This is a genomic window from Bartonella sp. A1379B (assembly GCF_002022485.1).
Classification (GTDB): domain Bacteria; phylum Pseudomonadota; class Alphaproteobacteria; order Rhizobiales; family Rhizobiaceae; genus Bartonella; species Bartonella rochalimae.
The window spans coordinates 213,388-228,789 of record NZ_CP019780.1 but is presented as its reverse complement, the minus strand read 5'-3'; the positions used below and the strand labels follow the sequence as shown (position 1 = coordinate 228,789).

General features: G+C 35.9%; 12 protein-coding genes and 1 pseudogene. 5 read left to right on the top strand and 8 right to left on the bottom strand.

Translation table 11 applies throughout. From position 1 onward, the window contains the following. Window positions 1-2 precede the first annotated feature (2 nt). Both ugpE and BA1379B_RS00920 read left to right on the top strand, forming a co-directional pair. The gene (gene ugpE, locus BA1379B_RS00925) at window positions 3-854 is read left to right on the top strand and encodes a sn-glycerol-3-phosphate ABC transporter permease UgpE (RefSeq protein WP_078673582.1); all 852 of its coding nucleotides are present in this window, start codon (window positions 3-5) and stop codon (window positions 852-854) included. A 2-nt stretch (window positions 855-856) separates the two neighbouring features. Further along, complete coding sequence (locus tag BA1379B_RS00920) at window positions 857-1,894, top strand: sn-glycerol-3-phosphate import ATP-binding protein UgpC (protein ID WP_035006280.1); 1,038 nt, start codon at window positions 857-859, stop codon at window positions 1,892-1,894. A 57-nt stretch (window positions 1,895-1,951) separates the two neighbouring features. Here BA1379B_RS00920 and BA1379B_RS00915 read toward each other — a convergent pair whose 3' ends face one another. The 3 genes and pseudogenes from BA1379B_RS00915 to BA1379B_RS00905 all read right to left on the bottom strand — a co-directional run bounded on the left by BA1379B_RS00915 (window position 1,952) and on the right by BA1379B_RS00905 (window position 5,805). Further along, window positions 1,952-2,674 (bottom strand): glycerophosphodiester phosphodiesterase, encoded by a 723-nt coding sequence (locus BA1379B_RS00915; protein ID WP_035006281.1) that lies wholly within the window; start codon window positions 2,672-2,674, stop codon window positions 1,952-1,954. 163 nt (window positions 2,675-2,837) lie between these two features. Beyond that, window positions 2,838-4,393, bottom strand: a pseudogene (gene guaA, locus BA1379B_RS00910) (glutamine-hydrolyzing GMP synthase). 125 nt (window positions 4,394-4,518) lie between these two features. Beyond that, window positions 4,519-5,805 (bottom strand): RsmB/NOP family class I SAM-dependent RNA methyltransferase, encoded by a 1,287-nt coding sequence (locus BA1379B_RS00905; protein WP_078673580.1) that lies wholly within the window; start codon window positions 5,803-5,805, stop codon window positions 4,519-4,521. A 243-nt stretch (window positions 5,806-6,048) separates the two neighbouring features. On the opposite strand from BA1379B_RS00905, the gene BA1379B_RS00900 reads away from it, so the two are divergent. After that, the gene (locus BA1379B_RS00900) at window positions 6,049-6,915 is read left to right on the top strand and encodes a universal stress protein (RefSeq protein ID WP_078692295.1); all 867 of its coding nucleotides are present in this window, start codon (window positions 6,049-6,051) and stop codon (window positions 6,913-6,915) included. A 249-nt stretch (window positions 6,916-7,164) separates the two neighbouring features. Beyond that, window positions 7,165-7,314 (top strand): hypothetical protein, encoded by a 150-nt coding sequence (locus tag BA1379B_RS06850; protein WP_167884994.1) that lies wholly within the window; start codon window positions 7,165-7,167, stop codon window positions 7,312-7,314. Window positions 7,315-7,479: 165 nt separating this feature from the next. On the opposite strand, the gene guaB is transcribed toward BA1379B_RS06850, so the two are convergent. The 3 genes from guaB to BA1379B_RS00885 all read right to left on the bottom strand — a co-directional run bounded on the left by guaB (window position 7,480) and on the right by BA1379B_RS00885 (window position 12,433). Continuing rightward, entirely contained in the window at window positions 7,480-8,979 is a 1,500-nt protein-coding gene (guaB, locus tag BA1379B_RS00895; RefSeq protein ID WP_035006285.1) for an IMP dehydrogenase, read from the bottom strand. Window positions 8,980-9,127: 148 nt separating this feature from the next. Further along, a complete protein-coding gene (locus tag BA1379B_RS00890; protein ID WP_078673579.1) occupies window positions 9,128-10,699 on the bottom strand; it encodes a phospholipase D family protein in 1,572 nt (523 codons plus the stop codon). Window positions 10,700-11,050: 351 nt separating this feature from the next. Continuing rightward, window positions 11,051-12,433, bottom strand: coding sequence for a sigma-54-dependent transcriptional regulator (locus tag BA1379B_RS00885; protein WP_035006287.1), 1,383 nt, complete (start codon window positions 12,431-12,433; stop codon window positions 11,051-11,053). A 212-nt stretch (window positions 12,434-12,645) separates the two neighbouring features. Between BA1379B_RS00885 and BA1379B_RS00880 the strand changes: the two genes are divergently transcribed. Further along, on the top strand, window positions 12,646-13,020 hold the full coding sequence (locus tag BA1379B_RS00880) for a hypothetical protein (protein WP_035006288.1): 375 nt from the start codon (window positions 12,646-12,648) through the stop codon (window positions 13,018-13,020). A 242-nt stretch (window positions 13,021-13,262) separates the two neighbouring features. Here the strand turns inward: BA1379B_RS00880 and BA1379B_RS00875 are convergent, their stop codons facing one another. Together BA1379B_RS00875 and galU are read right to left on the bottom strand one after the other, a co-directional pair. Continuing rightward, window positions 13,263-14,258: a KpsF/GutQ family sugar-phosphate isomerase gene (locus BA1379B_RS00875; RefSeq protein WP_035006289.1), complete on the bottom strand. Its 996-nt coding sequence runs from the start codon at window positions 14,256-14,258 to the stop codon at window positions 13,263-13,265. Between the two features lie 39 nt (window positions 14,259-14,297). Then, window positions 14,298-15,188: a UTP--glucose-1-phosphate uridylyltransferase GalU gene (galU, locus tag BA1379B_RS00870; RefSeq protein WP_078673577.1), complete on the bottom strand. Its 891-nt coding sequence runs from the start codon at window positions 15,186-15,188 to the stop codon at window positions 14,298-14,300. Between the last annotated feature and the right edge of the window lie 214 nt (window positions 15,189-15,402).

The window sequence follows — 15,402 nt, the reverse complement described above, 5'->3', positions numbered from 1 at the left end:
TTATGGTTGAAAACCGCCCTTTTTTGAACTTTTTAACTCATTTCATTCTCATTATTGGTATTCTTATCATCTGTTTTCCAGTCTATATTGCCATTATTGCATCAACACATAATTCAGCAACATTTAATGGAGGGACACTTCCACTCTTACCAGGACAATATGGCTTAGAAAATTATAAAGCAATTTTTGGTGATGGCCTTGTAAAACTTGGTCTTCCACGTCTCTGGCCACTTTTAATGAACTCATTTATTATGGCTATTGGCATTAGTATTGGAAAAATTACTATTTCACTCTTCTCTGCTTATGCAATTGTCTATATGCGTTTTCCCTTTCGTAAAACTGCTTTTGCTCTTATCTTTATTACATTAATGCTTCCTATAGAAGTCCGCATTATTCCAACATATACAATAGTTGCACAATTAGGAATGATAAACACTTATAGTGGAATGATTATTCCATTAATTGCATCAGCAACCGCTACATTTTTATTTCGTCAATTTTTCCTTACTGTCCCTGATGAGCTCTTAGAAGCTGCCCGCGTTGATGGTGCAGGACCATTGAAATTTTTTAAGGATATTGTTCTCCCTCTTAGCAAAAGCAATATTGCTGCTTTATTCATCATTATGTTCATTTACGGATGGATACAATATCTCTGGCCTCTTATTGCTACAACAGATCAAGACCATCAAACTGTTCTTGTTATCTTAAAACAACTCATTGTTGAATCACTTCAACATGATCCTCAATGGAATATCCTTATGGCAGTAGCGGTTGTTGCTATGGCCCCGCCCGTTTTAGTCGTTATCTTCATGCAGCGGCTTTTTGTCAAAGGTCTCATTGAAACGGAGAAATAATTGTGGCTACAATCCAACTATTTAATATAATGAAACAGTATGATAATGATAGTCTGGTTATTAATGACTTGAATTTAACTGTTTCTGATAAAGAACTTCTCGTTCTTGTTGGTCCATCAGGATGTGGAAAATCAACCCTATTACGTATTATTGCAGGACTTGAACAAGTTACCTCTGGTGAGCTCTATATTGACAATGAGCTTATTAATAATCGTGAGCCTGCAAATCGTGACATTGCTATGGTTTTTCAAAACTACGCACTTTATCCGCATATGACTGTACGTGGAAACTTAGAATATGGCCTCAAGAATCGAAAAACGCCTAAAGAGGAAATGAACAAACGTATTGCTCATGCTGCAAAACTTTTAGAAATAGAACCATTTCTTGATCGTAAACCGCGACAATTATCAGGAGGACAACGCCAACGTGTTGCAATGGGACGTGTTATTGTTCGCCAACCACGTGTTTTTCTCTTTGATGAACCACTCTCAAATCTTGACGCAAAATTACGCGCTCAAATGTGCATTGAAATTAAAACACTCCAGCGTTCATTAGGAACAACGAGCCTTTATGTCACACACGATCAATTAGAAGCTATGACATTAGCTGATCGAATAGTTGTCATGAATAAAGGACGTATTGAACAAATTGGAACGCCAATGGAAATCTATGATTACCCAGCTACAATCTTTGTTGCTGGCTTTATTGGTTCTCCACCTATTAATTTTCTTGATCGTCAAATCTTAGAGCAATATTTAGGCTTCTCATTTTCTTGTAACAAAGAAACTGATATTTTAGCATTTAGGCCAGAAGCGACTTTGTTGGGTGAATATCCGGAACAAGGGCCTGTTTTTCATGCACATATCGAACTTATAAAACCTGTAGGCACAGGATGCCATGTTTTAACACGTTGGAACAATATTATTTTCACTGTTGAAATCAAAGAACGTCTTACAAATGATTATGGACAAAAACTAAGCTTCACTGTTCCCAATCAGAATTTTCACACTTTTAATAAACAAACAGGAAAACGCACATAATCAACCTAGAAAAATTTTCTTCCAGATTACTTAATCAGTAAGAAAAGCTCTCTTTTTTCATTTTTGCGAACGTAATCGTAAAGCAAGATCAGGTTGGTCGGTTGTAATATAATGCACTGGCATATCAAGCCAATGAGCCAAACGAGACACTCCATTGACCGTCCATACACCTACATTGAAGCCAGAATCAAGAGCCGATTCAATAAAGTCTCGTGATACAATAGAGCTATCCAAACTTAGATCAGAATACCCTAATTTTTTCCATTCAGAAAAACAACAGGACATATCACCTTTAAAACTATCAATACATGGCCCAGATGTTATTCCTGCTTCAATAAAAGGACGAAGACTCCTAGCATCAAAACTAATTGCTGAAACTCGTTTTTCTAAGTTTCGACTTTTGATCAATTCAAGCGCTCTTTGAGATAAAAGAGTTTCACGCTCAATTTCACCACATGTTTTGATTTCAAGATGAAGCGCTACATTGGTTGGCACCAAAAGATCAAGTAGCTCTTCTAGTAAAGGAGGTGCTTCAGTACTCCCTTTCACACGGAGTTGCTGACGTGTGTCATTATCGATCTCATGAATATATCCTTTTTTCCCAATCAATTGTTCAAGGGAGAAATCATGAAATATAACAATTTCACCGCTTTTAAGAAGGTGAATATCGCATTCAATTTCGTCCACTCCCAATGCAATCGCATGACGAAATGCTGAAAGTGTATTTTCAGAATAAAGACCAGCTCCACCACGATGAGCTATAATTTTTTTTTTAAGCATATTTTCAAACTTCTCTTAATTTCAAATAATATTCGTTAAATAGGATTAATGACGATTAAAAATCATTAATACAAAGCCTTTAACAATTTTCTTTTTTTATTTTTTCTAATTTTCTGAAATGCTTTATCCTAAAAAACTATATCTTTACTATTCTTAATTTCAATCATTCCCACTCAATAGTCCCAGGAGGTTTGGAAGTTATATCGTAAACAACACGGTTAATACCCTCGACTTCATTAATAATACGTGTTGCCACTTTACTCAAAAATTCCATATCATACGGATAAAAGTCAGCGGTCATACCGTCTACAGATGTTACAGCACGAAGAGCGCAGACAAACTCATAAGTACGTGCATCACCCATTACACCAACGGTTTGAACAGGAAGAAGAACAGCAAAAGCTTGCCAAATTTTATCATAAAGGCCAGCTTTTCTGATTTCATCAAGATAAATAGCATCTGCCTCACGCAAAATTTCTAATTTTTCGCGTGTAATTGCACCCGGACATCGAATTGCCAAACCAGGTCCTGGAAAAGGATGACGCCCAATAAACTGCTCAGGTAAACCTAATTCTCGCCCTAAAGAACGAACATCATCCTTAAAAAGTTCACGCAATGGCTCTACAAGTTGCATTTTCATCCGTTCTGGTAGCCCACCTACATTATGATGACTTTTAATCGTTACGGCTTCACCAATCGCTGAAACACTTTCAATGACATCTGGATAAAGGGTTCCTTGTGCTAAGAACTCGGCGCCTCCTATTTTTTTTGTTTCTTCTTCAAAAACTTCAATAAAAAGGCGACCAATTATTTTCCGCTTTTTTTCTGGATCTGTTTCACCTTCAAGCGCATTGATAAACATATCAGCAGCATTCACATGAATCAGCTTTATATTATAATGTCCTCGAAAAAGTGTAAGAACTTCTTCTACCTCATTTTTACGCATCAACCCATGATCGACAAAAACACACGTTAGCTGATCGCCTACAGCCTCGTGAAGTAATATAGCTGCAACAGATGAATCAACACCACCTGAAAGACCGCAAATTACATGACTTTTTCCAACCTTTTCGCGTATTGCAGTAACTGCCTGTTCACGATAAGTAGCCATTGACCAATTACTTTTAAGACCAGAAATTTTATGAACAAAATTTTTTAAGAGTTTTGCTCCATCTGTTGTATGAACAACTTCAGGATGGAATTGCACTGCATAAAAACGACGTTTCTCGTCAGCAATAGCAGCATAAGGAGCTCCTTGTGATGCTCCAATGACATGAAAGCCTTCTGGCAAAGCAACCACACGATCACCATGACTCATCCAAACTTGATGGCACGATCCTTTCTCCCAAACACCATCAAAAGAGCACTTTCTTCTTTTATATCTAACAAAGCGCGTCCAAATTCACGTTCATGCCCTCTTTCAACTTTTCCACCAAGCTGAACACACATAACTTGCTCACCATAACAAATACCAAGAATCGGAATACCAGCATTAAAAATCTCCATTGGAACACGTGGCGAACCATCATCGACAGTCGAATAAGGACTGCCTGATAAAATAACAGCTTGAGGCTCGATTCGCTTAAATCCTTCTAAAGCAGATTGAAAAGGAACAATTTCAGAATAAACACCTATTTCTCGCACCCGTCGTGCAATAAGTTGCGTAACTTGTGAACCAAAATCAATGATAAGAATAGTATCTGAACGCAATGTGCTCATAAAAAACCAATCAATAATTACCTAAAATAAAAAAATGTATTATTCAATCTCTCTCTTTTCACAAGTCTATTGACGTAAGAAAAAGGTTATTGCCAATACAAGCGCGAAAAAAATCAAGATACGCATTAGAATTCCTTTTGTAAAATAGATAAAAAGAAACCATCTGTTTTAGTTGCTGCTGGTGATAAAGTCAGTCCATAATCTGAAAATGCCGGTTGCATAATTGAGGAACTAAAATGTCTATACCAAAGTTTCTGCATATTAATTGGAAGAAAATTAGAATGCTTTTGAAGAAACCGAGAAATTTGTTCTTCATTTTCATCATTAAAGAGAGAACAGGTAATATAAACTAAACGCCCTCCTGGCTTTATATAAATTAAGGCTTCATTCAAAATAGCGAACTGTTCTTCCTGACGTTGTTGCACTTTTTGTAAGGTCAAACGCCATTTCGCATCTGGACGACGGCGCCATGTTCCTGTCCCACTACATGGAGTATCCAATAAAACGATATCCATTTGACCTATTAATGATTTTAATTCTTCTTTATATACTCGTGGTTGTACATTATGAATACCAGCCCGTTGAAGTCGATTAAAGATAGGAGCCAAGCGAATCTTCTCTGAATCATAAGCATAAATTTGGCCTCGATTCTCCATATTGGCAGCTAATGCTAATGTTTTCCCCCCAGCTCCTGCACAATAATCTAATAACTGCATACCTGCTTTTGCTTCTACAAGATAAGAAACAAGTTGAGATCCCAAATCCTGTATTTCAAAATATCCTTTTTGAAAAGCGGGCTCAGCTTGAACATTAGGATGGCGCTCAAATTTTTCAATCGGTTCAATCCTTAATGCTTGCTGAAACCATGAAAAAGGCTTAACCTTTGTTTTTTCTAAGGCTTTAAGAACCTTCTTAGGCGTTGCCTTTAAACTGTTCACACGTAAATCTAAAGGAGGACGTGTTGCTAAAGCAGCTGCTTCCTTAATCCAATTATCTGCAAATAAAGGATATAGATGAGCTTTACACCATTGGGGAATATCAGCGCGAATATAGTCTGGTGCATTTACCAACTGACGTTGTTGCCATGCTTTCCTCTGCTGAGGTGCCAATAACTGCGGTGCAAATCGATCTCCCTCTAAAACTTTATCAACTTGCTCAATCGTTAACATACCAGAATCGAACAAAGTACCAAAAACTACATCTCGAATATTATTGCTATCCATACGCCATTGCAATGAATAACGCCGCCTTAAAGCATCATACACAATCGTCCCAATTGCTGCACGATCATTTACCCCAGCAAAACGATGAGAAAGTCCCCAATCTTTTAAAGCTTCACCCGCAGGGCGATAACGCGTTTCTATTTCTTGTAGAATATCTATTGCGGCCTGCAATCGCCCACCCAATCGCATTTACTTCTCCTATTCAATCTCTATACAATCTAAATGATTTAACTCAAAAACAAAAACTATCGTACTTATTTTTTAGCATTAACTTTAAAACAATAAAAATGGATATCGAAAACCGAATAGTGCTAGTACTATAACCTAGAATGTTTTATTCTAATGTGAAAGGGGGGCAATCATCTTATAATTTATAAACCCTAATAAAACTAATGAAGTATTCTATAACATGACAACATTGAGAAACTAGCAATGACAAAACCAATACTCGCTCTTATTGATTCTTCAATATATGCAAATCCTGTATGTGATTTAGCTTTATGGGCTGCTAAATCTATGCAAACAACAATTCGATTGTTATATGTATTAGATAAATCAGAAGAAGAAATTCATTTACCAGATACACAACAAATGGATATTAATAGCAATATCCTAAATCCATCTCTCCTAGCACAACAAGATCCCACTCTTGCTAAAGCACTCCTTGCTCAAAAAATCGGACAAACCGCTTTAGAAGAAGCCAAAAATTATCTCAATTCTCAAAGTCAAATCGAAGTTGAAATACGCCTGCGTCATGGAACTCTTTTAGATGCATTAAATATTTATACGAAACAATCATCAATGATTGTAATTGGAAAACGCGGTGAACAAACAGGACTTGATAAAAAGCGGTTAGGACTCAACTTCGAAAATATCGTACGCTCTTCTGAACTTCCAATTCTAGTTGCCTCCCGTCATTTCCAGAATATTCAACGAATTCTAATAGCCTTTGATGGTGGCCCATTAATTATGAAAGCTATTGATTTTATTTGCACACAAGAATTTTTTAAAAATGTAACCTTTATATTAGGGATGGCAGAACAGCAAACACAAACCATACAAAATAGCTTTGATGAAACCTTAACGCGGTTACAATCTGCAGGATTTAATGTTGAACCGCTTAGAATAGAAATTAATTTCGAAGAAATGGTTCTTCATAATATAAAACCACTTAATCTGAATATGCTCCTTATGGGTGCTTTCCATCATTCTAAAATGCACAATTTTTTATTTGGCTCTAAAAGTCAAACTATCATCCACAACGCACCTATTCCGGTCATGATTATGAGAGAATTATAAATTATTATCAAATCAGTAAAAACAAACATTGATTGCCTAAATAGGCAACTATAAATATTCAAAAGATGATATTCTGCAGAATTTTATTTTTCTGTGAAAAATGAAAATACATTTGAAAACATTCTATAGATTTATCTCTCCTCCTCAAAAAGCATAAACGAACTTTTTAGAAAATTATTGGAACTACTCTCTAGCATGACCGTTTGTCTTACAATTGGTATATGCCAAATAATTAAAAAGGAGAAAATAATGAAGACTTCTAGTCATGGAAAAACAACTGCATCCAAAAGCAGCCAAAATAAAATGCCCTCAAACGGTAGCAAGAAATCCGTCCAAGGTGATATGGCTAACAATCGCCAATATGCATCAAAAACAGGACGGAAGAACGTAAAAAGTTAACTTTATTTATATAACTTCTACATAACTACAACTTCCAGAAAGAATTGGAAATTAATACTCCAATTCTTTCCTTTTATTAAGTCTGAAATAATTAAAGAGGAAAACTCTTTACAAAGTAATCAACACCTTAATTATTTCATTCTAAGTACTGATAACCTTTACATATCAAATAGGTCCGCGATAATTCGGACTTTCACGCGTAATAGCAACATCATGTGTATGGCTTTCATAAAGACCAGCATTGGTAATACGTACGAAAGTTGCTTTTTCACGAAACTCAGCTAAATTTTGTGCTCCAACATACCCCATAGAAGCACGCAATCCACCTGCCAGTTGATGTAAAACTGATGCGATGGGGCCTTTATACGCCACTTGCCCTTCAACACCTTCAGGCACTAATTTGAGTGTATCTCGAACTTCAGCCTGAAAATAACGATCTGCTGATCCCCTTGCCATAGCACCAACTGACCCCATACCACGATAAGCCTTAAAGGATCGGCCCTGATAGAGATAAACTTCTCCTGGACTTTCTTCTGTACCAGCTAGAAGAGAACCAATCATAGCGGCACAAGCACCACCTGCTAAAGCTTTAGCAAAATCACCGGAAGCTTTGATACCCCCATCAGCAATAATAGGAATGCCTGCTTTATCAGCAATTTCTGCAGCTCCCATAATAGCTGCAAGTTGAGGAACACCAACGCCTGCAACAATTCGCGTTGTGCAAATAGAACCAGGCCCAATACCAACCTTTACCGCATCGGCACCACTATCAATCAAAGCTTGTGTTGCTTGAGGAGTTGCTACATTACCAGCAATAACAACCGTAGAAAAGGTCATTTTTTTAATACGTTTAACCATATCCAATACACGTTGAGAATGACCATGAGCCGTATCAATTACTAATAGATCAACGCCCGCATCAATTAAGTGTTCAGCACGTTCGATTCCTTCATTCCCCACACTACTCGCAGCAGCAACACGCAAACGACCTTGAGAATCTTTTGCAGCATTCGGATTTAATCGTGCCTTTTCAATATCTTTAACTGTCACCAAACCAACACAGCGATCTTGTTCATCTACAACAAGTAACTTTTCAATACGATGATGATGTAAAAGATATTTTGCTTCATCTAGTTGAACATTTTCACGCACTGTAATTAAATTTTCATGCGTCATTAATTCATAGATTTTTTGTTTTGGATCTGATGCAAAACGCACATCCCTATTCGTCAAAATGCCAACAAGTCGACCAGAAATTTTGCCTTTAGCACCACTTTCAACAACTGGAATACCTGAAATACTATGAGCACGCATCAAATCCTTAGCTTCTTCAAGTGTTGCATCAGGACCAATGGTCACTGGATTAACAACCATACCGGATTCAAATTTCTTCACTTGACGTACTTCTTCAGCTTGCTCCGCAGGAGACATATTCCGATGAATAACACCAAGACCACCCGCTTGAGCCATAGCAATTGCTAAACGAGACTCTGTAACCGTATCCATTGCAGCAGAAAGGAGTGGTAAATTCAACTCAATATCTGCTGCAATACGGGTTTTAAGATCCACTTGGCTAGGCATAACGAGAGAATGACCTGGCTGCAAAAGCACGTCATCAAAGGTTAGTGCCAATGCACCTGTGCTTGTTTCAATAATTTTTGCCATAGCCAAATTCCTCTAATACTAAAACACTGTGACAGTTATAGGGGCAACTTTAGTTCTCTTAAGTCACGAATTGGCGATCAATTATGCCATGTGACCGATAAAATGAAAAGAGAAAATAAATATTTTTCTAAAATAGAACGTGTACAATCTATAACTGCGACTCAATGGGTAACCAACTCATTATTTTTGCAAATGCACGACGCTTCAAATTACTTTCTGGTTCATAATCAACGCTGTATTTTTTCTCATTTTCAATAAAATCCCAGTAAATACGATCATTATCACCAAGACGTAAACAATAACTCATTTCACCGGTCGTTTCTTCAGAAAAAAGCAAATCTAATCTCGTTGCTATTGGTGGGCATTCAAAAAGAATCCCCATTTCTGTATTCAATGAAACGGAACGAGGATCAAAATTTAAAGATCCAATAAAAGCAGTTTTACAGTCAATTAAAAAAGCTTTTGTATGCAAACTCGCCTTATTAGATCTAAACAACCGCAATCGGTGAGTTCCTCCATCTGGTTTTAGTTCATAGAGTTGAACACCACTTTTCAATAACACTTTACGATAAGGCGCATAACCTCCATGTACAATGGCCACATCAGTAGCTGCCAAAGAATTAGTAAGAATTTTGACATTAATACCTTTTGATACCAAATTGCGGAAACTCCGTGTTCCTTCTTTACCCGGAACAAAATAAGGCGATGTAATCTGAATTGTTTTTTTTGCGCTATCAATAACCTGTGAAAGAGCTTCCATCAACCAATTTGCCGTATGCTTCCGTAATGCCTTTTCTGGAGGATCTGAAAGAACATCTACTTTATCTGCTACAAATAATCGTTTACCTATTTGAATAAAATATTCAAAATTGATATGCTTATTGACATAAGTTAAATAAACTTTGGCAACTTTTGAATTACGGAATTTACGTAATTTAGCTTTCCAAATATCGAGATCTCCTTCTCTGTCAGGAACAACCAAAGTATGTATCGGTAAAACCACAGCGCTATTCCAAAAATTATCAAAGATCGTTTCTATTTTTTTAACCGATGGTCCAATTAACATGAGATCTAAATCTCGAAAACTTGACTGTTTATTTACACCCAAATAAGCATCTGAAAGATTTCTCCCTCCTACTAAAGCTACACGCCCATCAACAATAAAGGCTTTATTGTGCATTCTGCGCGTTACCATAATCGCCCGTAATATAATCTCTAAACCACGGCGTAAACCACCTTTACGTACGCGCCCTGGATTAAACACTCTCACCTCAATATGAGGATGTTTATCAAGTGCAACATAAGCCGGATCACGCCCCTGAGCATTAATATCATCTAAAAGAAGACGCACTCGTACACCACGATCAGCTGCCTTAACTACTTCGCTAAGCAGCAAACGGCCTGTTAAATCATCATTCCAAATGTAATACATCAGATCAAGACTGCGTCCAGCTTTTGCTGCACCTATCGCACGAACACAAAATGCATCTAAATTGCTTACAATAAGTGAAAGAGCATCCTTATCAATTCCCACTCCATTTGTCTCTTTTGCTAATCTGCTTACTATACGATCAATTTCAGTCTCACTTTTCTCAACATTTAGTGCATAAGAAGACTCTCCTCTAGCACTTCTAATGAAACAACCATAAGTATAAATTGCTAACATAGAAGCAATAACGAAAAGTGCAGTGAAGCCAACAATAATGTTTAATAACGTCAAAGAGAGAAACTTTCTTTCTAAAAAATATCATACACTCAATAAATACGTAAAGAAACATTAGAATCAATGGTTCTATCTTTTAATCTGTAGAAAAAAGAATATGATCATTTTCTATAAGATATAACAAAAAACATCATTATTTTTAAAACTTTGATGTTCATATTCAAAAATTCTAAGCAACTTTACTATTGTTGTCCGAAAATATTTGAAACAAACAAATTATTGCAATAAATGACATTTCATTTTTATGGCTAATTTATGGCTAAAAAGACTTCTTTTTTGATGATAAAACAATCACACTCTGTTGAACTATTATAATTCGTAGATACAGATGTTTTGTTAAAAATTTTATTACTGCTTTTGATTATTTATTGTCTTCAATTCCTCTATTTTACGATAAAGAGTAGAACGCCCAATCTGAAGACGTCGAGCAATTTCACTCATACGTCCTTTATAATGTGCAACTGCCTTTTTAATAATATCACACTCCATCTCAGAAAAAGTGCGTACATGCCCATCAACATTAAAAAGTCGTATAAATTTTCTTTCATAGCGTTCTTGAATATCATTATCAGTTATCTTTGAAATATTCATGTGTGGATTTTTTATTAATTGCGGAAAATCTCTCACAGTTAATAATGGTCCTTCGCTCATCAAAACCGCACGAAATAGCAAATTTTCCAGTTCTCTATAATTACCAGGCCAATCATACTGCATAAACATAGAAATAACCGTCCCTCCTAAACCATGCACATGCGATTGCCCGGTTTCAGCAATAATATAGTCAATCAAACACTGAGAAATTTCTGGAAGTTCACCTCTCAACTCTCGCAAAGCAGGTATATTAATATATAATTGGGAAATTTTTTCAAAAAAACTATGTGTAAAAAAACCTACCTGGACTAAATCTGCAAGACGCGATGTTGAAAGAGCAATAATGCGAAAAGGCAGATTTTTATCTTTTGCTGCTTCTGCTCTCTCTTGAAGATAATGCGCAAAACGTTTTTGCTGTATTGGCTCTAATCGATCAATATCACATAAGCAAAGCGTCCCATGCTTAAGAGAAGAAACTAGCGGTACAAACTCTTTAAACCAAAAACGATTCTCTTCCTCTGGATCAAAAACTGGTAAACATTGGAAGCGAACAAAATTCCCCTTTGAAAAAAAACTTTCATCATGAATAATACGAGCTAATTTCTCACGACCAGTCCCTACTTCACCTTCTATCAAAAGATTCTGAAAAGAAGTTGCTGCACTTTTTGATTGTTCTAAAATGGCCTGCATTACAGTGCTTTTTTTATAGATATCAAAAAATCGTAAATGATTTTCTTTTTGCCTACGAACATACTGAATTTCATTTTCTAATGCGGAAATGAACGCAAGATTATTCAAAGTAACTCTCAACCGTAATGGGGTAACTGGATAGAACCAATAATCAATAGCTCCAGCTTTTAAAGCTTTTTGAATTAATTCTTGATTATCTTGCTTTGCTATAACAATGACTCGAATAGAGATTCGAGCCATTCTAATCATTTTAATTAGATCACTTACACCTAAATCACTAATAGTAACATCAAGCAACACAAGCGTAATATTTTTACGCCTATATAAAAGATCAATTATGCGTAAGCTATTTTCTGCTTCAATAACGCGGTAGCCAAATCCTCGAAGCATAGTAGAAAGCTCTGCACGCTTTCCGTGATCTTCCCCCGCAACGAGAATAGGACCAACCATAGCTTTAATAATCTCCTCTGAGACTACTAAATATATTTATAATAAGATTCATTACAAACCACAAAATATATTTTACCTTTTGTAACCGGCATGCTAATTTTACCAAATTATTCATTAAACACAATGTTTAAGAGTCTTTTCAATTTTTTGCCTTTACTTTAAACTTGTCATAAAAAGTAATAAAGAAAACGAAAACATATAGAGTAAAAAACATGAAACATATTTGCTGTATTTTATACCTGACAATAATTGCTTTAATATTAGTTGCTTGCAATCCTTCGCAAAATCGCAATAAATTCTTATTTATCAACAATATGCCAACTAGAATCGATGGAGAATGGATCGACACAAATGGTATTATTTCTTCTTTTCGTAGTGGTATTTTTGAAACACGAGCAGCAGATACAAAAGAAAAGCTTTCAGAAGGTACCTACAATTATATCAACACTCACCACGTAGAAATTGAGATATATTCGCTTGTTCGTGGAACCGTTTCTAGAGCAAGTTGCACAATATCTAATGATACAATGCAACTCCTCTGTACATCAAACACTGGTTCACAATTCTTCCTCAAACGCAAAACCTAAATAAAATTTAAAACTTTTTATAAAAATATAAAAAGTACTCTCACAGGAGAAAGTTCTTTCTTCCTGTGAGGAAATTATTATTAAAAGATATTACTATATCTATGATCTTACATTACCATAAACTTAACAAATAACCATTCACCAATAGATATATCTCAAGCATTCTTCCTCTCAAAAAGATTACTGCTATTATCTCATCATTTTTTGCTGATAAATATATTGCCCTCTCAATATTAATTAACTTATGCCACACCAATACGCAAAAGATCGTGAAAATGAACAATTCCAATAGGCTTTTTATTTTCAATCACGAAAAATGCTCCAATATGATGATCATTAATAAATGCTGTTGCTGCACCAACGAGTGTATCTGGGCCAACAGTCTTTGGATTTTTAGTCATTACCTCATCAACATTGAATTGTGACAAATCATTGTGAATATTGCGTGCAAGATCACCATCTGTTATAATTCCAATTAATTCACCTCTTGGATTTACAACACCAACACAACCAAAGTGTTTTTCAACCAAAATCTCCATAGCTGCTGTCATGGGCACTCCCTGTGTAACTAAAGGGACACGATCCCCTTGATGCATAATATCACGCACGTATTTAAGGTTTGCCCCAAGAGATCCCCCAGGGTGATAAATTTTGAAATCAGTCGCAGTAAAACCTCGCATTTCCAAAAGAGCAATAGCTAATGCGTCTCCTATCACTAATTGCATAGTTGTTGAAGTTGTCGGAGCAAGACCATGAGGACAAGCTTCCTCTACTTTTGGCAATAATAACACAATATCAGCTTGCCGTCCTAATATAGAGTGCTCACCAGATGTTATTGCAATTAGTGGTATACGAAAACGTGCAGCATGGCTTATAATACCACTTAACTCTGTAGTTTCCCCAGACCACGATAAAGCAAGAATAACATCATCAGAACAAATCATACCAAGATCACCATGATTAGCTTCCGCAGCATGGATAAAAAAAGCAGGTGTTCCAGTTGAAGCTAAAGTCGCGGCAATTTTTGTCCCTATATGACCGCTCTTACCAAGTCCAGTAATTACCACGTGACCATTTGCATTGCTAATGGCTTGGACAGCTGCTTTAAAAGAATCTGCAAGCTTCTCCTGAAAAGCCTTTTCAAGAACTTCAAGCCCTCGTTTTTCAATAGAAATAGTCTTAAGCGCTAAGATAACTGCATTTTGTAGATTTAACGTATTAGAAGACTGTATCGTCATAACTGAATTCGATAAATGAAATCACTCTTAAAGTCTATATCATTTTTCAACGTTAATTTTTTCAAGTAAGTTTTTCAGCGATGTAAAAAGTTGCTGATGCATATCAGTACGTGAAAGAGCAAATGCAACATTAGCCTCAATAAAGCCAATTTTAGATCCACAATCAAAAGTGCGCCCATCTAATTGAAAACCAAAAAAAGCTTGTTCATTTGAAAGTCGCACCATAGCATCCGTTAATTGAATCTCATTTCCTGTTCCTCGTTTTTGATCAGATAAAATATCAAAAATCTCTGGCTGCAAAATATAACGTCCATTAATATACAGATTAGATGGAGCCCTTTCTATAGCTGGTTTTTCTACCATTTGTGTGATTTCAAAACCATTTGCGACCTGCTTTCCTTTTCCTACGATACCGTATTTATATACTTCTTCATGATTGCACTCTTGAACAGCAATAATATTACCTCCTCCTGTTTTTTCATAAAGATGTATCATCTCAGAAAGACAACCTTTTTTAGTTTGCATGAGCATATCCGGTAATAATAAAGCAAAAGGCTCTTTTCCAACAAGCTCACGCGCACACCAAACAGCATGTCCTAATCCCAAAGGCTGCTGTTGCCGAGTGAAAGAAGTCATTCCTGGCTGCAATTGCAAATTTTTTAAATGCTCTAGCTCCTCTATTCTTTTACATTCAGCAAGAGTTGTATATAATTCAACCTGAGCATCAAAATAATCTTCAATAACTGCCTTATTGCGCCCAGTAATAAAAATGAAATGCTCAATACCTGCTTCACGTGCCTCATCTACCACGTATTGAATAACAGGCTTATCAACAACAGTTAGCATTTCTTTAGGAACTGCTTTTGTTGCTGGAAGAAAACGAGTACCAAGACCCGCTACAGGAAATACTGCCTTACGGATTTTACACACATTCATCTTCCTACTTACCAATACAATATTTGTTAGATAATCCTCTGATACAATTTATCATTATATTTTAACTACAAATAAATAAAAATGTTCTATTTTCTAAATTTTCATATAATAAACATAGAAAAGACGCAATAATTAATTAAATCGTTTCATTTTAAGACAAATTTTACTTGATCTGATATAGATTTTATTAAATACGAAAATAAAATAA

Excerpts from the sequence above, each read along its gene's own strand:
- BA1379B_RS00875 (WP_035006289.1), bottom strand. The coding sequence starts at position 14,258 with ATGACGATACAGTCTTCTAATACGTTAAATCTACAAAATGCAGTTATC.
- guaB (WP_035006285.1), bottom strand. The coding sequence starts at position 8,979 with ATGGCAAAAATTATTGAAACAAGCACAGGTGCATTGGCACTAACCTTT.
- BA1379B_RS00880 (WP_035006288.1), top strand. The coding sequence starts at position 12,646 with ATGAAACATATTTGCTGTATTTTATACCTGACAATAATTGCTTTAATA.
- ugpE (WP_078673582.1), top strand. The coding sequence starts at position 3 with ATGGTTGAAAACCGCCCTTTTTTGAACTTTTTAACTCATTTCATTCTC.
- BA1379B_RS06850 (WP_167884994.1), top strand. The coding sequence starts at position 7,165 with ATGAAGACTTCTAGTCATGGAAAAACAACTGCATCCAAAAGCAGCCAA.
- BA1379B_RS00885 (WP_035006287.1), bottom strand. The coding sequence starts at position 12,433 with ATGGTTGGTCCTATTCTCGTTGCGGGGGAAGATCACGGAAAGCGTGCA.
- BA1379B_RS00900 (WP_078692295.1), top strand. The coding sequence starts at position 6,049 with ATGACAAAACCAATACTCGCTCTTATTGATTCTTCAATATATGCAAAT.
- BA1379B_RS00905 (WP_078673580.1), bottom strand. The coding sequence starts at position 5,805 with ATGCGATTGGGTGGGCGATTGCAGGCCGCAATAGATATTCTACAAGAA.
- BA1379B_RS00915 (WP_035006281.1), bottom strand. The coding sequence starts at position 2,674 with ATGCTTAAAAAAAAAATTATAGCTCATCGTGGTGGAGCTGGTCTTTAT.